The following is a 15,154-nucleotide window of genomic DNA, read 5'->3' as shown; positions in this document are numbered from 1 at the left end:
TTCCTCCCTAAACGGGGGTACTGCTTTTTCTCCGCTGTACCCCGTATAATGTGAGGTTTTTAACAGGGAGAGGTCCGCGTGCATTCAATCACTACTGCGCTGGAAAATCTGCGGCGCCAGTTATCGCAGGAGATACCGGCGGCGCCAGGAATGCGTATTGTTGATGTGCCTTTCCCTCTGAATGATGCGTTTGACGCATTAAGCTGGCTGGTCAGTCAGGCCATCTGGCCGCAATTTTACTGGCAACAGCGTAATGGCGATGAAGAAGCCGCGGTGCTCGGCGCCGTTGAAACGTTCCCCTCTCTCGAACAGGCGCAACACTTTCTCCGCCAGCATGAATCACAATCCGATTTGCGTATCTGGGGACTGAATGCGTTTGAACCGCAGCAGGGGCATTTGCTGCTGCCGCGTCTTGAATGGCGACGCGCTGGCGCTATGGCAACGCTGCGGCTGTATCTCTACAGCCCGGTTTCACTGCGTGAAGACGCCGGGCGGGCGATCGCGTTTCTCTCTTCATTAAGGGGCGTGAAGCCGATTCCGGTGCTGCGCCTGCACCTGACGGGCGAGCAGCACTGGCCGGATAAAGCAGGCTGGACCAGCCTGATTCAGCTTGCCACGCAGACTATCGCCGAAGACGATCTCGACAAAGTGGTGCTGGCGCGGGCGACGGATTTGCAGTTTTCCCACTCGGTGAATGCCGCCGCCGTGATGGCATCCAGTCGCCGTTTAAACCTTAACTGCTACCATTTTTTTATGGCGTTCTCCGCCGGAAGCGCCTTTCTTGGCTCGTCGCCGGAACGTCTTTGGCGGCGACGTGAAACGGCATTGCGCACCGAGGCGCTGGCCGGCACGGTGGCGAATCATCCCGACGACCATCAGGCCTGGCAACTGGGCGAATGGTTGATGAAGGATGATAAAAACCAGCGTGAAAACATGCTGGTGGTGGAAGATATTTGTCAACGCCTGCAAAGCTGCACCCACTCGCTCGATGTTTTGCCGCCGCAGGTGCTCAGATTACGCAAAGTACAGCATCTGCGCCGCTGTATCTGGACGGCGCTCAATCAGGCTGACGACACGCTCTGTTTGCTACAGCTACAGCCCACGGCCGCCGTCGCGGGGATCCCGCGTGAACGGGCGCGCGCGTTTATTCAGCAACATGAACCGTTTGAACGTGAGTGGTATGCCGGGTCGGCGGGTTATCTGTCTTTACAGCAAAGCGAATTCTGCGTGACGCTGCGCTCGGCGAAAGTCGCGGCGAACGTTGTTCGTCTGTATGCCGGGGCAGGCATTGTGCGCGGGTCTGACCCGGAACAGGAATGGCAAGAGATCGACAACAAAGCAGCCGGGCTACGCACGTTATTACAGATGGAAAGCTAATGAGTCGCACATACACCTCATCCTTCAGGCGCTCTGCTGAATGATTTTGTGTATATTCCCGACTCATATCAATAATCCATTTTTTCTGATCCTTATACTGAGTCGCAATATTGATACCGGACAATCTCATGTCAGTAAGCGCATTTAACCGACGCTGGGCGGCGGTCATTCTGGAAGCACTCACTCGCCACGGCGTCAGGCATGTTTGCATTGCCCCTGGCTCCCGCTCCACGCCTTTAACCCTGGCGGCAGCGGAAAATTCAGCCTTTATTCATCACACGCACTTTGATGAGCGTGGTCTTGGTCATCTGGCGTTAGGGCTGGCGAAAGTCAGTAAGCAGCCCGTTGCCGTTATTGTTACTTCCGGTACGGCGGTGGCAAATCTCTATCCGGCGCTGATTGAAGCGGGGCTTACCGGTGAAAAACTGATTTTATTGACTGCGGACCGTCCGCCGGAACTGATTGACTGCGGCGCGAATCAGGCGATTCGTCAGGCCGGGATGTTTGCTTCTCATCCTTCTCAGACGCTCTCTTTGCCGCGCCCGACGCAGGATATTTCCGCGCGCTGGCTGGTCTCCACCCTTGATAACGTCCTGGCGACGCTGCATGCCGGCGCGGTACACATCAACTGTCCATTTGCGGAACCGCTGTATGGCGATATGGACGACACGGGGCTTGCCTGGCAGCAGAGCCTTGGCGACTGGTGGCAGGATGACAAACCCTGGCTGCGCGAAGCGCGTCGGCTGGAAAGCGACAAACAGCGCGACTGGTTCTTCTGGCGGCAAAAACGCGGCGTAGTGGTGGCCGGGCGCATGAGCGCGGAAGAGGGCAAGAAAGTCGCGCTTTGGGCGCAGACGCTGGGCTGGCCGCTGATTGGCGACGTGCTGTCGCAAACCGGGCAGCCGCTGCCGTGCGCCGATCTCTGGCTGGGTAATGCGAAGGCCGTCACTGAGCTTCAGCAGGCGCAAATTGTGGTGCAACTCGGCAGCAGCCTGACCGGAAAGCGTCTGCTGCAATGGCAGGCCACCTGCGAGCCGGAAGAGTACTGGATTATTGATAATATCGAAGGTCGTCTGGACCCGGCGCATCATCGCGGACGCAGGCTGGTGGCGAAAATCGCCGACTGGCTGGAGCTGCATCCGGCGGAGAAACGCCATCCCTGGTGCGTCGATATCCCGCGCCTGGCAGAGCAGGCGTGGCAGGCGGTTGTCGCGCGTCGCGATATGTTCGGCGAAGCGCAACTGGCGCACCGCATTCGCGACTATCTGCCGGAACAAGGGCAACTGTTTGTCGGCAACAGCCTGGTGGTACGCCTGATTGACGCGCTGTCGCAGCTACCGGCGGGCTACCCGGTGTACAGCAACCGGGGAGCCAGCGGTATTGATGGTTTGATCTCGACGGCGGCGGGCGTTCAGCGCGCCAGCGCGAAATCGACGCTGGCTATCGTCGGCGATCTGTCTGCGCTCTACGATCTCAACGCACTGGCGCTATTGCGCCAGGTGTCCGCGCCGTTTGTGCTGATTGTGGTGAATAACAACGGCGGACAAATTTTCTCTTTGTTGCCGACACCGCAGAGCGAGCGCGAGCGGTTTTACCTGATGCCGCAAAACGTCCACTTTGAACACGCAGCGGCTATGTTTAACCTCAAATATCACCGCCCGCAAAGCTGGGATGAGCTGGATGTGGCGCTGGCTGGCGTCTGGCGAACGCCGACAACCACGGTGATTGAGCTGGTCGTGAACGATACGGACGGGGCGCAAACCCTGCAACAGCTGCTGGCGCAGGTGAGCCATCTATGATCCTGCGCGCGCAGGCGAACGGTGGTCAGCCGGGGTCTCCCTGGCTGGTTTTTCTGCATGGATTTTCCGGTGATTGCCGGGAATGGCAGCAGATCGGTGAGCAGTTTCCCGACTTTTCGCGCCTGTATATCGACTTGCCTGGTCACGGCGATTCTGCCGATATTCGTGTCAGCGGCTTTGCTGATGTGTGCGACTTATTGCGTAACACATTATTTAGTTACAACATACTTAAATACTGGCTGGTCGGCTACTCGCTCGGCGGCAGAGTGGCGATGATGGCGGCGTGCCAGACTCTGCCGGGTCTTTGCGGGCTGGTGGTTGAAGGCGGCCACCCGGGACTGCAACGCGAGGCTGAGCGTGACGCGCGCCGACGGTCTGACGGTCGTTGGGCAGCGCGCTTTCGCCGTGAACCGCTGCGCGACGTGTTTACTGACTGGTATCAGCAGCCGGTTTTCGCTTCGCTGGATGCTTCGAAAAGAGAGGCATTAGTCGCGCTGCGCAGCCAGAACAATGGCGAAACGCTGGCGGCGATGCTGGAGGCAACCTCGCTTGCCGTACAGCCTGATTTACGCGCGCGGCTAAATGCGCGCACATTTCCGTTTTATTATTTATGTGGTGAACGCGACAGCAAATTCCGCGCGCTGGCGGCGGAGTTGTCTGTACCTTGCCATATGATTCGTAACGCCGGACACAACGCGCATCGGGAAAACCCCGCAGGCGTGGTGGACAGTCTGGCTCAGATTCTGCGTCTCTGACTAAAGGACACACTATGATCTATCCTGATGAAACAATGCTTTACGCACCGGTTGAATGGCACGACTGCTCCGAAGGTTACACGGACATTCGTTATGAAAAATCCACCGATGGTATTGCAAAAATCACCATTAACCGTCCACAGGTGCGCAACGCATTCCGTCCTTTGACCGTCAAAGAGATGATCCAGGCGCTGGCGGATGCCCGGTATGACGACAACGTGGGCGTCATTATTCTGACCGGCGAAGGCGAGAAAGCCTTCTGTGCGGGCGGCGACCAGAAGGTACGCGGCGACTACGGCGGATACCAGGATGATTCCGGCGTGCATCACCTGAACGTACTGGATTTCCAGCGCCAGATCCGTACCTGCCCGAAACCGGTCGTGGCGATGGTCGCAGGGTACTCTATCGGCGGTGGTCACGTACTGCACATGATGTGTGACCTGACCATCGCGGCGGAAAACGCCATCTTCGGCCAGACGGGCCCGAAAGTCGGCTCCTTCGACGGCGGCTGGGGCGCTTCCTATATGGCGCGTATCGTCGGGCAGAAAAAAGCGCGTGAAATCTGGTTCCTGTGCCGTCAGTACGACGCTAAACAGGCGTTGGATATGGGGCTGGTCAACACCGTCGTACCGCTGGACTCCCTCGAAAAAGAGACCGTGCGTTGGTGCCGCGAAATGTTGCAGAACAGCCCGATGGCGCTGCGCTGCCTGAAAGCCGCGCTGAACGCCGACTGCGACGGTCAGGCGGGTCTACAGGAGCTGGCGGGCAACGCCACGATGCTGTTCTACATGACGGAAGAAGGTCAGGAAGGCCGTAACGCTTTCAACCAGAAACGTCAGCCTGATTTCAGCAAATTCAAACGGAATCCGTAATGCGTAGCGCGCAGGTGTACCGCTGGCAGATCCCCATGGACGCGGGGGTGGTTCTGCGCGACAGGCGGTTAAAAACTCGCGACGGGCTGTATGTCCGTCTGTGCGACGGCGAGCGCGAAGGGTGGGGGGAGATCTCCCCGCTTCCGGGTTTCAGCCAGGAAACCCTGGAGGAGGCGCAGGCCGCGCTGCTGGACTGGGTTAACGGCTGGCTGCAAGGCCAGTCAACGTTGCCTGAAGTGCCCTCCGTGGCGTTTGGCGTTAGCTGCGCGCTGGCGGAGGCGGCGGGGACGTTGCCAGAGGCGGCGGATTACCGCGCCGCGCCGCTGTGTACGGGCGATCCAGACGATCTGGTGCTACAACTGGCTGATATGCCTGGCGAGAAAGTCGCCAAGATCAAAGTCGGTCTGTACGAAGCGGTACGCGACGGAATGGTGGTCAACCTGCTGCTGGAGGCGGTTCCCGATCTGCATCTGCGTCTGGATGCCAATCGCGCCTGGACGCCGCTGAAAGCGCAGCAGTTCGCGAAATACGTCAACCCGGACTACCGTGCCCGCATCGCCTTCCTTGAAGAACCGTGTAAAACCCGCGACGACTCCCGCGCTTTTGCGCGTGAAACCGGGATTGCGATTGCCTGGGATGAAAGTCTGCGTGAAGACGATTTTGTCTTTGCGGCGGAAGCGGGCGTCAGCGCGGTGGTCATCAAACCGACGCTCACCGGAAGCCTGGAAAAGGTTCGCGAGCAGGTACAGGCCGCGCATACGCTGGGACTGACGGCGGTGATCAGCTCTTCCATCGAGTCGAGCCTCGGTTTAACGCAGCTGGCGCGTATTGCCGCGTGGCTGACGCCGCAGACCATTCCGGGTCTGGATACGCTAAGCCTGATGCAAACCCAGCAGGTGCGCCGCTGGCCGGGCAGCGCTTTGCCGTGTGTTAGCGACGATGCGCTGGAACGGCTGCTATGAGCCTCCGGGAAATGCCCGATAGCGCAAGCGTATCGGGCCTCCAGCCGTCATCTTTTAATGACTGGCCGTGGCGTCACTGGCGGCAGGTGCGGGGAGATGCGCCCGCCTTACGCCTTAATGATGAAGTGCTAAGCTGGCGCACACTCTGTACCCGTATTGACGCGCTGGCGAGCGGTTTTGCCGCTCAGGGTGTCTCTGAAGGCTGCGGTGTGATGCTGCGCGCCTGGAATCACCCGCAAACGCTGCTGGCCTGGCTGGCTTTACTGCAATGCGGGGCAAGAGTCCTGCCGGTTAACCCGCAGCTTCCGCAACCGCTGCTCGACGCGCTGCTGCCGGACTTAACGCTCCGGTTTGCTTTGCTGCTGGAGGGGGAGAATACCTTCCCGGCGTTGCAACCGCTGCAAATGCAGCAAGAGTCAGGCGAACACGCCGCAGACTGGCAGCCGACGCGGCTGAGTTCAATGACGCTGACCTCTGGCTCAACCGGATTACCCAAGGCCGCAGTGCATACCTGCCAGGCGCATCTGGCCAGCGCGGAGGGGGTGCTGTCCCTGATGCCGTTTGCCGATGGGGATGACTGGCTATTATCGCTGCCGCTGTTTCACGTTTCCGGCCAGGGCATTATGTGGCGCTGGTTGTTTGCGGGCGCCCGAATGACCGTGCGTGAGAAGCTGCCGCTGGAAGCAATGCTGCAAGGGTGTACGCATGCGTCTCTGGTTCCCACTCAGCTGTGGCGGCTGCTGGAGAATCCGGCATCGGTAACGTTGAAAGCGGTACTGCTGGGCGGCGCGGCTATCCCGATTGAACTGACGGAGCAGGCTCGCGCGCAGGGTATTCGCTGCTGGTGCGGTTATGGCCTGACGGAATTTGCCTCGACGGTGTGCGCGAAAGAGGCCGACGGCCTGGGCGATGTCGGCGCGGCGTTACCGGGGCGGGAAGTCCGAATCGTGAATGACGAAGTCTGGCTACGCGCCGCCAGCATGGCGGAAGGCTACTGGTGCGACGGTAAGCTGATCCCGCTGGTGAACGGCGAAGGCTGGTTCGCCACCCGCGATCGCGGCGAACTGAACGACGGTAAGCTGACGATTGCCGGTCGGCTGGATAATCTGTTCTTTAGCGGCGGGGAAGGCATTCAGCCGGAAGAGGTGGAACGCGTTATCTCGGCGCATCCATATGTTCTACAGGCGTTCGTGGTGCCGGTAGAGGACAGGGAGTTCGGCCATCGTCCGGTGGCGGTGGTGGAATATGATGCGCAGGCCGGGAACGTCGATCTCGCGGAATGGGTGAAAGACAAGCTGGCGCGTTTTCAGCAGCCGGTACGCTGGTTGACGTTGCCATCAGCGCTGAAAAACGGCGGGATCAAAGTTTCGCGCCGGGCATTGCAGGAGTGGGTGCGCGCTAACCGTCCGTAATGTAAACAACACGGGAGCCGCAGCTCCCGTGGAAACGGTTATTTCGCTTCTTTTAACGCCCGCAGGGCAGCGGCGACGCCCGCGCCATAGTCAGGATGAACTTCGCTAAACAAGCCAATCTGACGCTGCTGAATAAATTCTGGCACATCTTTCATGTCGCCGGCGATGCGCGCGAACATACGCTGATGTTCTTCATCACTCAGCAACTCATACAGCTTACGCGGCTGGCTGAAGTAGTCCGTATCTTCCCGGTGATCCCAGTGCGCGGCAGCGCCTTCGACAGAGAGCGGCGGTTCGCTGAAATCAGGCTGTTCCTGGAAGACGCCAAAGCTGTTTGGCTCATAGGTTGGGCCGTTGCCGCTGTTGCCGTCCACCCGCATCGCGCCGTCACGATGGTAGTTATGGAACGGGCAGCGCGGGGCGTTGACCGGGATCTGCTGATGGTTAACGCCCAGACGATAGCGGTGCGCATCGCCATAGGAGAAGAGACGCCCCTGCAACATACGGTCAGGGGAGAAGCTAATCCCCGGCACGACGTTCGCCGGATTCATCGCCACCTGTTCCACTTCGGAGAAATAGTTTTCCGGGTTGCGGTTCAGTTCCAGCACGCCGACTTCAATCAGCGGGTAATCGCCGTGTGGCCATACTTTGGTCAGATCAAACGGGTTGTACGGCACCTGTGAGGCTTCGGCTTCCGGCATGATCTGCACGTAGAATTTCCAGCGGGGGAAGTTGCCCTGTTCGATGGCGCTGTACAGGTCGCGCTGAGAACTTTCGCGATCGTCCGCCATCAGGCGTTTCGCTTCGTCATCCATCAGGTTGGCGATGCCCTGCTGCGATTTCAGGTGGAATTTCACCCAGAAACGTTCGTTGTCGCTGTTGATAAAGCTGAATGTGTGGCTACCGAAACCGTGCATAGTACGGTAAGAGAAAGGCAAACCCCGGTCGCTAAAGTCGATAGTCAACTGGTGCAGCGATTCCGGCAGATGGGAGAAAAAGTCCCATTTGTAGGTCGGATTGCGCAGGTTGGTGCGTGGGTCGCGCTTCACGACATGGTTCAGATCCGGGAATTTCAGCGGATCGCGCAGATAGAAAACGGGCGTGTTGTTACCCACCAGATCCCAGTTGCCCTCTTCAGTGTAAAACTTGATCGCAAACCCGCGAATATCGCGCTCGGCATCCGCCGCGCCGCGCTCTCCCGCCACGGTGGAAAAACGCAGGAACAGATCCGTTTTTTTACCGGGCTCCGAAAAGATTTTTGCGCGAGTGTAACGTGAAATATCGTGCGTGACGGTGAAGGTGCCGTACGCGCCTGAGCCTTTGGCATGCATACGGCGCTCAGGGATCACTTCACGATCGAAGTGGGCCAGTTTTTCCAGGAACCAGATGTCCTGTAGCAGCATGGGGCCGCGCGGGCCTGCGGTTGCAACGTTGTTATTATGGGCGACAGGCACGCCTGCTGCGGTGGTGAGTCCTTTTTTGCTCATCTTTATCTCCCGACGATCGTTAGAAAAAATGTTTAATTTCCGTTTAATTTCGGAAACTAATGTAGAAAATATTTGTGAATGAAATATTGATCTCGGGCAATGACTGCTGCGCTGAACGCCTCTTCTTGTAACGTTTAATAAACCTGAAAGGTAGTGTTTAGTTACAATATGTTATTAGATCGCTTTTTTAGCTCATTGATTCTGTTGCGCCTGGCAGTACAATCCTGCGGTTTTGGGGTCTTTTGTTTATTTCTTTGCTGGAAAGGGTAAAAATGAAAAAAAGCATTTTATTAGGCGTTGCCGGACTGTTGTTCGCTTCTGCATCGGCGAATGCGATGAGCATTAGCGGCCAGGCGGGTAAAGATTACACCAACGTTGGCGTAGGTTTCGGTACTGAATCCACCGGGCTGGCGTTGAGCGGCAACTGGATGCATAACGACGACGATGGCGACGCTGCCGGCGTGGGGCTCGGCCTGAATATTCCGCTTGGGCCGCTGCTGGCAACGGTCGGTGGGAAAGGCGTTTATACCAATCCGAACGACGGCGATGAAGGCTATGCGGCGGCGGTAGGCGGCGGGTTACAGTGGAAAATCGGCGACAGCTTCCGTCTGTTTGGCGAGTATTATTACTCTCCAGATTCACTGTCCAGCGGCATCGACAGCTATGAAGAAGCCAATGCCGGAGCGCGCTTTACCATTATGCGTCCGCTGAGCATTGAAGCGGGCTATCGCTATCTGAACCTGGCGGGTAAAGACGGCAACCGTGACAACGCGATTGCCGATGGCCCGTACGTCGGCGTTAACGCCAGCTTCTGATTTTCGGGCGCGGCATCCGTCGCGCCGTTTCCTGTATGCTATCGCTTTCTTTCCCGATTTGTTTCCTCTGAGTTTCTTACTCCGCCCCAGCGGGCTTTGCGTTATAGTGTTTTCATCATAGAAGCAGGAGAACACGATGTTAAACGTGGAGATGTTATCCACCGGGGATGAAGTGTTGCACGGGCAAATCGTCGACACGAATGCCGCCTGGCTGGCCGATTTTTTCTTTAATCAGGGGTTGCCGTTATCACGCCGAAATACGGTGGGAGATAATCTGGATGCGCTGGTCGCCATTTTACGCGAACGTAGCGAACATGCTGACGTGCTGATTGTGAATGGCGGCCTGGGGCCGACCAGCGATGATTTAAGCGCGCTGGCCGCCGCCACGGCGAAAGGTGAAGGTCTGGTGCTTCATGACGCGTGGCTGGCTGAGATGGAGCGTTTTTTCCATGAGCGCGGACGGGTTATGGCGCCGAGTAACCGCAAGCAGGCAGAACTGCCCGCCAGCGCCGAGTTTATTAATAACCCGGTTGGCACCGCCTGTGGGTTTGCGGTGAAGCTAAATCGCTGCCTGATGTTCTTTACCCCGGGCGTCCCGTCTGAATTTAAGGTGATGGTCGAGTATGAAATTATGCCGCGTCTGCGTGCGCGTTTTGCGCTTCCTGAACCACCGGTTTGTCTGCGACTCACCACGTTTGGACGTTCGGAAAGCGATCTGGCGCAGAGCCTCGATTCGCTGCCGCTACCGGCGGGCGTGACGATGGGATATCGCTCTTCAATGCCGATTATTGAACTGAAACTCACCGGCCCGGATGCGCAGCGGGACGCGATGCTGGCGCTATGGCCGGAGGTGAAGCGGGTGGCAGGGCAGAACCTGATTTTTGAAGGGACGGAAGGACTGCCTGCGCAAATCGCCCGTTGTTTGCAGACGCGCCAGCTCAGCCTGACGCTCAGCGAACAGTTCACCAGCGGGCTGCTGGCTTTGCAGCTTTCCCGTGCGAATGCGCCGATTCTTGCCAGCGAAGTGGTGCCTTCTCAGGAAGAGACGCTGGCTCAGACCGCGCACTGGACGACAGAGCGACGGAGCAACCACTACGCCGGACTGGCGCTGGCGGTATCCGGGCTGGAAAACGACCATCTTAATTTCGCGCTGGCGACGCCGGATGGGACATTTGCCCTGCGTGTGCATTTCAGCGCCAGTCGCTACAGTCTGGCGGTGCGGCAGGAAGTTTGCGCCATGATGGCGCTGAATATGGTGCGTCGGTGGTTAAACGGTCAGGATATTGCCAGTGAACATGGCTGGATTGAGGTAGTGGAGTCGTTAACCCTGTAGCCTGATGGCGCTGCGCTTATCGGGCCTGCCGTGGTTTGCAGGCCCGATAAGACGTTAATGCGCTTAACCTAATGCCTGGGCAAGCAGGGTAATCGGATGTTCGCAGCGTTTGCTTGTCGACATCTCAATTTGCCACTTACAGGTTTCACAGTCGGTCACCACAATATCCGCGCCGCTCTCTTCAATCTGGCGGAACAGCGGGGCGCCGATGGATTGTGAGGTGGGGTAGTTTTCCTTTTTAAAACCGTAGGTTCCGGCAATCCCACAGCACTGGGAGTCCAGCACGGTCAGTTCCAGACCTGGGATCTGGCGCAGCAACTCCAGCGTATAGAGCGTCCAGCCCATCTTCTCCATATGGCACGGCGTATGGTAAACCACCTTCAGCGGTAATTTTTTCAGCGGCAGCGTCTGGCCTGCATCGATCTTACGCCACAGCCAGCGGGTCGCGAGTTCGATATGCTCACGCAGCCCGCTGTTATCCACGTCCAGCACTTCCGGGTATTCATCACGCAGGGCAAAGGTGCAGGTTGATGAGGTTGCGATAACCGGAATGCCTTTTACGCCAATCGCTTCTCTGAGCGACGCCACATTGCTCACCGCCTGCTTGCGCGCTTTATCGGTAAAACCGTTGGCGATCAGCGGCACGCCGCAACACTTCTCTTTACTTAACAACTGCACGCCGGTGCCCATTGCGTTCAGGACTTTAATTAAATCCTTACCGAGCTGCGGATGGTTGTAATTGACGAAGCAGCCGTGGAAGAAGGCGACCTGATCTTTGTACTGCGCCTGCTGTGCCGCAACGCTGCGATACCAGCGGCGGAAGGTGCCGAAGGAGTATTTCGGCAGCGTACGGCGATGGTCGATCTTCAACGCATAATCGAGCAACTGACGAACCGGTTTCAGCGACGTCGCGGTATTGACGACCGGGGCGAACGGCGTAGAGACGCTGCCCATTAAATCGGTGTGGCTTAAGATAAAGTTGCGCAGCGACGGGCGCGAAGTGTCATACCTGGCGCGCGCGCGCTGGATGATATCGCCAATTTTAACGTCTGACGGGCAGGCCACTTCGCAGCGTTTGCAGTTAATGCAGTATTTCAGCGCATCGTCGTACAGCGCGCCGTCTTTCAGGCGCAGGCGCTCGCCGTCCGGCCCTGCCTGTTTGGGGCCTGGGTAGCCAGGATTCACCCGGCTGACCGGGCAGGCGGTGGTGCACACCGTGCATTTGATACAACTCTCGAAACTCGTATCGCTCATTGCTGACCTCCTGCACGTTCTGCAATATGACGTGCGGCGTGTAAGGCGCTGACTGCGCATACGCCGCCTCCGCATCCCTGGGCTATCGGATCGAATCCGCCGAGCACCGAGCCGATGGCAAACAGATTTTCTACGGTCTGCCCCGCCAGTGAGGGGCGCAGCGCATCATCGGTCGTGACGCCAAACTGCTGCCAGGGTTGCGCATCAAAGAAATCACGCTGATACCATTCGGCGCGGGTGGCCGTTTGCTGAACGTCCAGTCCCATAATGGGTTCGCGAATGCCGTCACGTTCGGCGACCAGGCCGCTGCTGAAGAAGCTGCCGCTGGCGAGTACCGCAAAGCGCGGGCGCAGAGGAATGTCGGCATGGTTGCGGGTCCAGACTTCGCTCACGACGCCGTTACGGCAGGTCACTTTTTTCACCTCGTCGCCCGGCATCCAGATCCCGCCCTGACGAACAAACTGGCGCTGCAAGCGATTATGCAGGCGAATGCCCGGCACGGAAGGCGGCAGCGTCGGCAGCAAATTCAGCGAGCAGGGCAGGCGTTCATTGAGCCAGCGCCAGAGGCTGTCATCCGCCAGGCCGAAACAGGCGGGCATGATGATCATGTCGCAGGTTTTTGCTATCGGTAAGAGCGCGTCGTGGAGCAACGGCCATTTTTCTTCGTTATCGAGCAAACGCGCAATATTCACCGCACGAAACTCCGTCGGGTTATCGCGTAATACGTCCAGTTCAGGCAGGTCGATCTCTGCCGTTTCTACCGTGAGATGGTGCTGACGCAGCGACGCCGCCGCGAGGTGCGCCTGAAAGTCCAGTAAACCGCTGATGCCGACGACGCAAATGCGTTGCGCGGCCAGCGGCCAGACGGGCACTTCCGGCGAGCTTAGCCAGGTGGCGCGCAGTGTTCCCAACGGCGTAACGCGCAGATGCGACTGTTGTACATCGCCCTGTAAATGCGCGCCAGACGCTTCCAGCAACGCTTGCGCCTGCTGCGCCAGTTCCAGAACGGTTGACGCGCCAATTGTGGTGTAAGGGTGCGTCGGCGCTTGTTCGCGTAACGCATTCAGACCTTCAGTGATATTTGTGACGGGCTGACCGTCCGGCAGGGTGCTGAGTAGATCCAGCGAGCCGGAGGAGAAGTGCAGCGCGCTTTGGCCGCGAGTGACGATCGCACAGCGCAAACCGTGTTTTTGCAATTCCAGGCCACACAGTAATCCGGCGAGACCGCCACCCATAATGACCGTATCAAATTTCATCCTGGTGCTCCTTCTCCAGACCGCACAATCCCTGATAAACCCAGCGCGTGAACTCGCTTTCGCGCAGCGCGTCTCCCCAGGCGACAGGCTGTACGCCTTTCCAGCGTTCATTAAGGAACGCAGAAAGCTGAGTGATGGACTGAGCGGCGGTAGTGACATTAAAACGTTGCAGCAGCCCGGCGGCGCGGCAGGCGCACAGTTCTCCCTGACATGTGCCCATGCCTACGCGGGTACGGCGGCGCAGATCCAGCAGGCTGTTGACGGTTAAATTTTCGACGGCGTACTGCACTTCGCCTGCGGTGACCGCTTCGCATTCACAGACCAGGCTGCGGTGCTGGCGACCTTCGCTGAGCCAGGCCGGAGTACGATCGCCGTGACGATAGACGGCGGAACCGCGTAGCGGGGCGGGCAGCGAGATCACGCGTTTAAGCGTGTTTTCCGTGGGTTCCTGCGAGCCGGGAAGGGCGGTTTGCGCGGTGACGCAGGGGCGAGTGTTGCCCAGTTTTCGGCATACCGCGTCGGTTGCCCATTCCGCCATCAGGCGGTAGGTCATCAGCTTACCGCCCGTAATGGTGATAAACCCGTCCAGCCCGTCGCGTGCAGCATGGTCAAACAGCACAATGCCGCGGCTGACATTACGACCGCTCGGATCGTCATCGTTGGCGACCAGCGGACGCACGCCCGAGTAGGCGCGCAAAATGCGCGTTTTCGCCATCACCGGCGCCAGTTTTTCCCCTTCACGTAGCAGAATATCAACCTCTTCCGCAGTGACGCGGTTGCTGTCGATCTCGTTGTAATCAATGTGGGTCGACGTAGTGCCGATGAGCGAGATGGTATCGCCGGGCACCAGAATATCGGCGTCGGACGGCTTGCGGCAGCGGTTAATCACATGCTGGTTAATGCGATGATCCATAATCAGCAGCGACCCTTTCGCCGGGAACATGCGGATGCTCAGATCGGCGTATTCCGCAATGCGCTGACCCCAGATACCTGCGGCATTCACCACGACCGGCGCATGCAGCGATTGGCTTTCCCCTGTGAGATGGTTATGCACGTTCACGCCGCAAATGGTCGCGCCTTCGCGAATAAGTCCGGTGACTTCATGCGCCGTTAAAATGATTGCGCCATGTTCTCTGGCATCCAGCATATTCGCGGCGGTCAGCCGGAAGGGATCGACAGTGCCGTCAGGCACTTTCACCGCGCCAATCAGCTGCGGATTGACGGCCGGTTCGATCAGCCGCGCCTGTTGCGGATCAATCGCTTCGGCGCGAATACCCGCCTCTTCGCAGGCGCGAATAAAGGTGGCCTGGAAGGATAATTCGTCTTCCGGCAAGGTAATGAACAGACCGTCCGTTGGCTCAATGCAGTGGCGGGCGATCCGTTTCAGAATCTGGTTTTCGCTGATGCATTCGCGGGCAGACTCCGCGTCGGTAACGGCATAGCGGGCACCGCTATGCAGCAGGCCGTGGTTACGGCCGGTTGCGCCGGTCGCGATATCGTGGCGCTCAACTAAGATAACGCGCAATCCGCGTAGCGCACAGTCTCGGGCGATCCCTGCGCCTGTGGCTCCCCCACCAATGATAATCACGTCACTTGTTTGCGAGTCGCGAGTTTTCATGGTTATCCCTCACAGTTCGTTTTTTATCATTTAGCCACATAAAAAGCATGGTTTGTTTGATTTCGCGCATAATCGCTCATGATTCGAAAATGAAACGTGATTTCGTGCGCTTTTCTGAACATTTGTCATAAATCTGTAACAATCTGTGCTGTAATTCACATTAACGACAGGTATCTTTACTTAACATCGCGCCCACACTGGGAGCAGCGAGGTT

12 protein-coding genes are annotated in these 15,154 nt (G+C 58.2%); 8 read left to right on the top strand and 4 right to left on the bottom strand.

Annotated elements, in window-relative coordinates:
- The first annotated feature begins 78 nt into the window (after positions 1–78).
- From menF to menE, 6 genes are all read left to right on the top strand, one after another.
- On the top strand, positions 79–1,377 hold the full coding sequence (gene menF, locus OGV79_RS19030; RefSeq protein ID WP_286468805.1) for an isochorismate synthase MenF: 1,299 nt from the start codon (positions 79–81) through the stop codon (positions 1,375–1,377).
- Positions 1,378–1,505: 128 nt separating this feature from the next.
- A complete protein-coding gene (gene menD / locus OGV79_RS19025) occupies positions 1,506–3,176 on the top strand; it encodes a 2-succinyl-5-enolpyruvyl-6-hydroxy-3-cyclohexene-1-carboxylic-acid synthase (RefSeq protein ID WP_286468804.1) in 1,671 nt (556 codons plus the stop codon).
- Entirely contained in the window at positions 3,173–3,931 is a 759-nt protein-coding gene (gene menH, locus OGV79_RS19020; RefSeq protein WP_286468803.1) for a 2-succinyl-6-hydroxy-2,4-cyclohexadiene-1-carboxylate synthase, read from the top strand. The genes menD and menH overlap by 4 nt, the downstream gene beginning before the upstream one ends.
- Positions 3,932–3,945: 14 nt before the next feature.
- Positions 3,946–4,803, top strand: a complete 858-nt coding sequence (menB, locus tag OGV79_RS19015; protein ID WP_012131509.1) for a 1,4-dihydroxy-2-naphthoyl-CoA synthase — start codon at positions 3,946–3,948, stop codon at positions 4,801–4,803.
- A complete protein-coding gene (gene menC, locus OGV79_RS19010) occupies positions 4,803–5,765 on the top strand; it encodes an o-succinylbenzoate synthase (protein WP_012131510.1) in 963 nt (320 codons plus the stop codon). Before menB ends, menC begins: the two co-directional genes overlap by 1 nt.
- Positions 5,762–7,177 (top strand): o-succinylbenzoate--CoA ligase, encoded by a 1,416-nt coding sequence (gene menE / locus OGV79_RS19005; protein ID WP_286468802.1) that lies wholly within the window; start codon positions 5,762–5,764, stop codon positions 7,175–7,177. The genes menC and menE overlap by 4 nt, the downstream gene beginning before the upstream one ends.
- A 38-nt stretch (positions 7,178–7,215) precedes the next feature.
- Here menE and OGV79_RS19000 read toward each other — a convergent pair whose 3' ends face one another.
- Positions 7,216–8,664 (bottom strand): catalase, encoded by a 1,449-nt coding sequence (locus tag OGV79_RS19000; RefSeq protein WP_286468801.1) that lies wholly within the window; start codon positions 8,662–8,664, stop codon positions 7,216–7,218.
- Between the two features lie 272 nt (positions 8,665–8,936).
- Here OGV79_RS19000 and OGV79_RS18995 point away from each other — a divergent pair, with 272 nt between their 5' ends.
- Both OGV79_RS18995 and OGV79_RS18990 read left to right on the top strand, forming a co-directional pair.
- Positions 8,937–9,479 (top strand): YfaZ family protein, encoded by a 543-nt coding sequence (locus tag OGV79_RS18995; protein ID WP_012131513.1) that lies wholly within the window; start codon positions 8,937–8,939, stop codon positions 9,477–9,479.
- A gap of 136 nt (positions 9,480–9,615) precedes the next feature.
- The gene (locus tag OGV79_RS18990; RefSeq protein ID WP_286468800.1) at positions 9,616–10,812 is read left to right on the top strand and encodes a nicotinamide mononucleotide deamidase-related protein YfaY; all 1,197 of its coding nucleotides are present in this window, start codon (positions 9,616–9,618) and stop codon (positions 10,810–10,812) included.
- A gap of 63 nt (positions 10,813–10,875) precedes the next feature.
- Here OGV79_RS18990 and glpC read toward each other — a convergent pair whose 3' ends face one another.
- From glpC to glpA, 3 genes are read right to left on the bottom strand one after another with little or no spacing between them, the layout of a single operon-like run.
- Positions 10,876–12,066 (bottom strand): anaerobic glycerol-3-phosphate dehydrogenase subunit GlpC, encoded by a 1,191-nt coding sequence (gene glpC / locus OGV79_RS18985; RefSeq protein WP_198447478.1) that lies wholly within the window; start codon positions 12,064–12,066, stop codon positions 10,876–10,878.
- Positions 12,063–13,322 carry a glycerol-3-phosphate dehydrogenase subunit GlpB gene (gene glpB / locus OGV79_RS18980; protein WP_047462373.1) on the bottom strand — a complete coding sequence of 420 codons (1,260 nt, stop codon included), beginning with the start codon at positions 13,320–13,322 and terminating at the stop codon, positions 12,063–12,065. Before glpB ends, glpC begins: the two co-directional genes overlap by 4 nt.
- Positions 13,312–14,940, bottom strand: coding sequence for an anaerobic glycerol-3-phosphate dehydrogenase subunit A (glpA, locus tag OGV79_RS18975; protein WP_286468799.1), 1,629 nt, complete (start codon positions 14,938–14,940; stop codon positions 13,312–13,314). Before glpA ends, glpB begins: the two co-directional genes overlap by 11 nt.
- Between the last annotated feature and the right edge of the window lie 214 nt (positions 14,941–15,154).

This window comes from Citrobacter sp. CK185 (genome assembly GCF_030333565.1).
GTDB lineage: Bacteria > Pseudomonadota > Gammaproteobacteria > Enterobacterales > Enterobacteriaceae > Citrobacter_B > Citrobacter_B koseri.
This window is presented reverse-complemented; position numbering and strand designations above follow the sequence as displayed.

What these genes read in the sequence shown, in the direction of transcription:
- menD (WP_286468804.1), top strand. Translation starts at nt 1,506, where the DNA reads ATGTCAGTAAGCGCATTTAACCGACGCTGGGCGGCGGTCATTCTGGAA.
- menH (WP_286468803.1), top strand. Translation starts at nt 3,173, where the DNA reads ATGATCCTGCGCGCGCAGGCGAACGGTGGTCAGCCGGGGTCTCCCTGG.
- menB (WP_012131509.1), top strand. Translation starts at nt 3,946, where the DNA reads ATGATCTATCCTGATGAAACAATGCTTTACGCACCGGTTGAATGGCAC.
- menC (WP_012131510.1), top strand. Translation starts at nt 4,803, where the DNA reads ATGCGTAGCGCGCAGGTGTACCGCTGGCAGATCCCCATGGACGCGGGG.
- menE (WP_286468802.1), top strand. Translation starts at nt 5,762, where the DNA reads ATGAGCCTCCGGGAAATGCCCGATAGCGCAAGCGTATCGGGCCTCCAG.
- OGV79_RS19000 (WP_286468801.1), bottom strand. Translation starts at nt 8,664, where the DNA reads ATGAGCAAAAAAGGACTCACCACCGCAGCAGGCGTGCCTGTCGCCCAT.
- OGV79_RS18995 (WP_012131513.1), top strand. Translation starts at nt 8,937, where the DNA reads ATGAAAAAAAGCATTTTATTAGGCGTTGCCGGACTGTTGTTCGCTTCT.
- OGV79_RS18990 (WP_286468800.1), top strand. Translation starts at nt 9,616, where the DNA reads ATGTTAAACGTGGAGATGTTATCCACCGGGGATGAAGTGTTGCACGGG.
- glpC (WP_198447478.1), bottom strand. Translation starts at nt 12,066, where the DNA reads ATGAGCGATACGAGTTTCGAGAGTTGTATCAAATGCACGGTGTGCACC.
- glpB (WP_047462373.1), bottom strand. Translation starts at nt 13,322, where the DNA reads ATGAAATTTGATACGGTCATTATGGGTGGCGGTCTCGCCGGATTACTG.
- glpA (WP_286468799.1), bottom strand. Translation starts at nt 14,940, where the DNA reads ATGAAAACTCGCGACTCGCAAACAAGTGACGTGATTATCATTGGTGGG.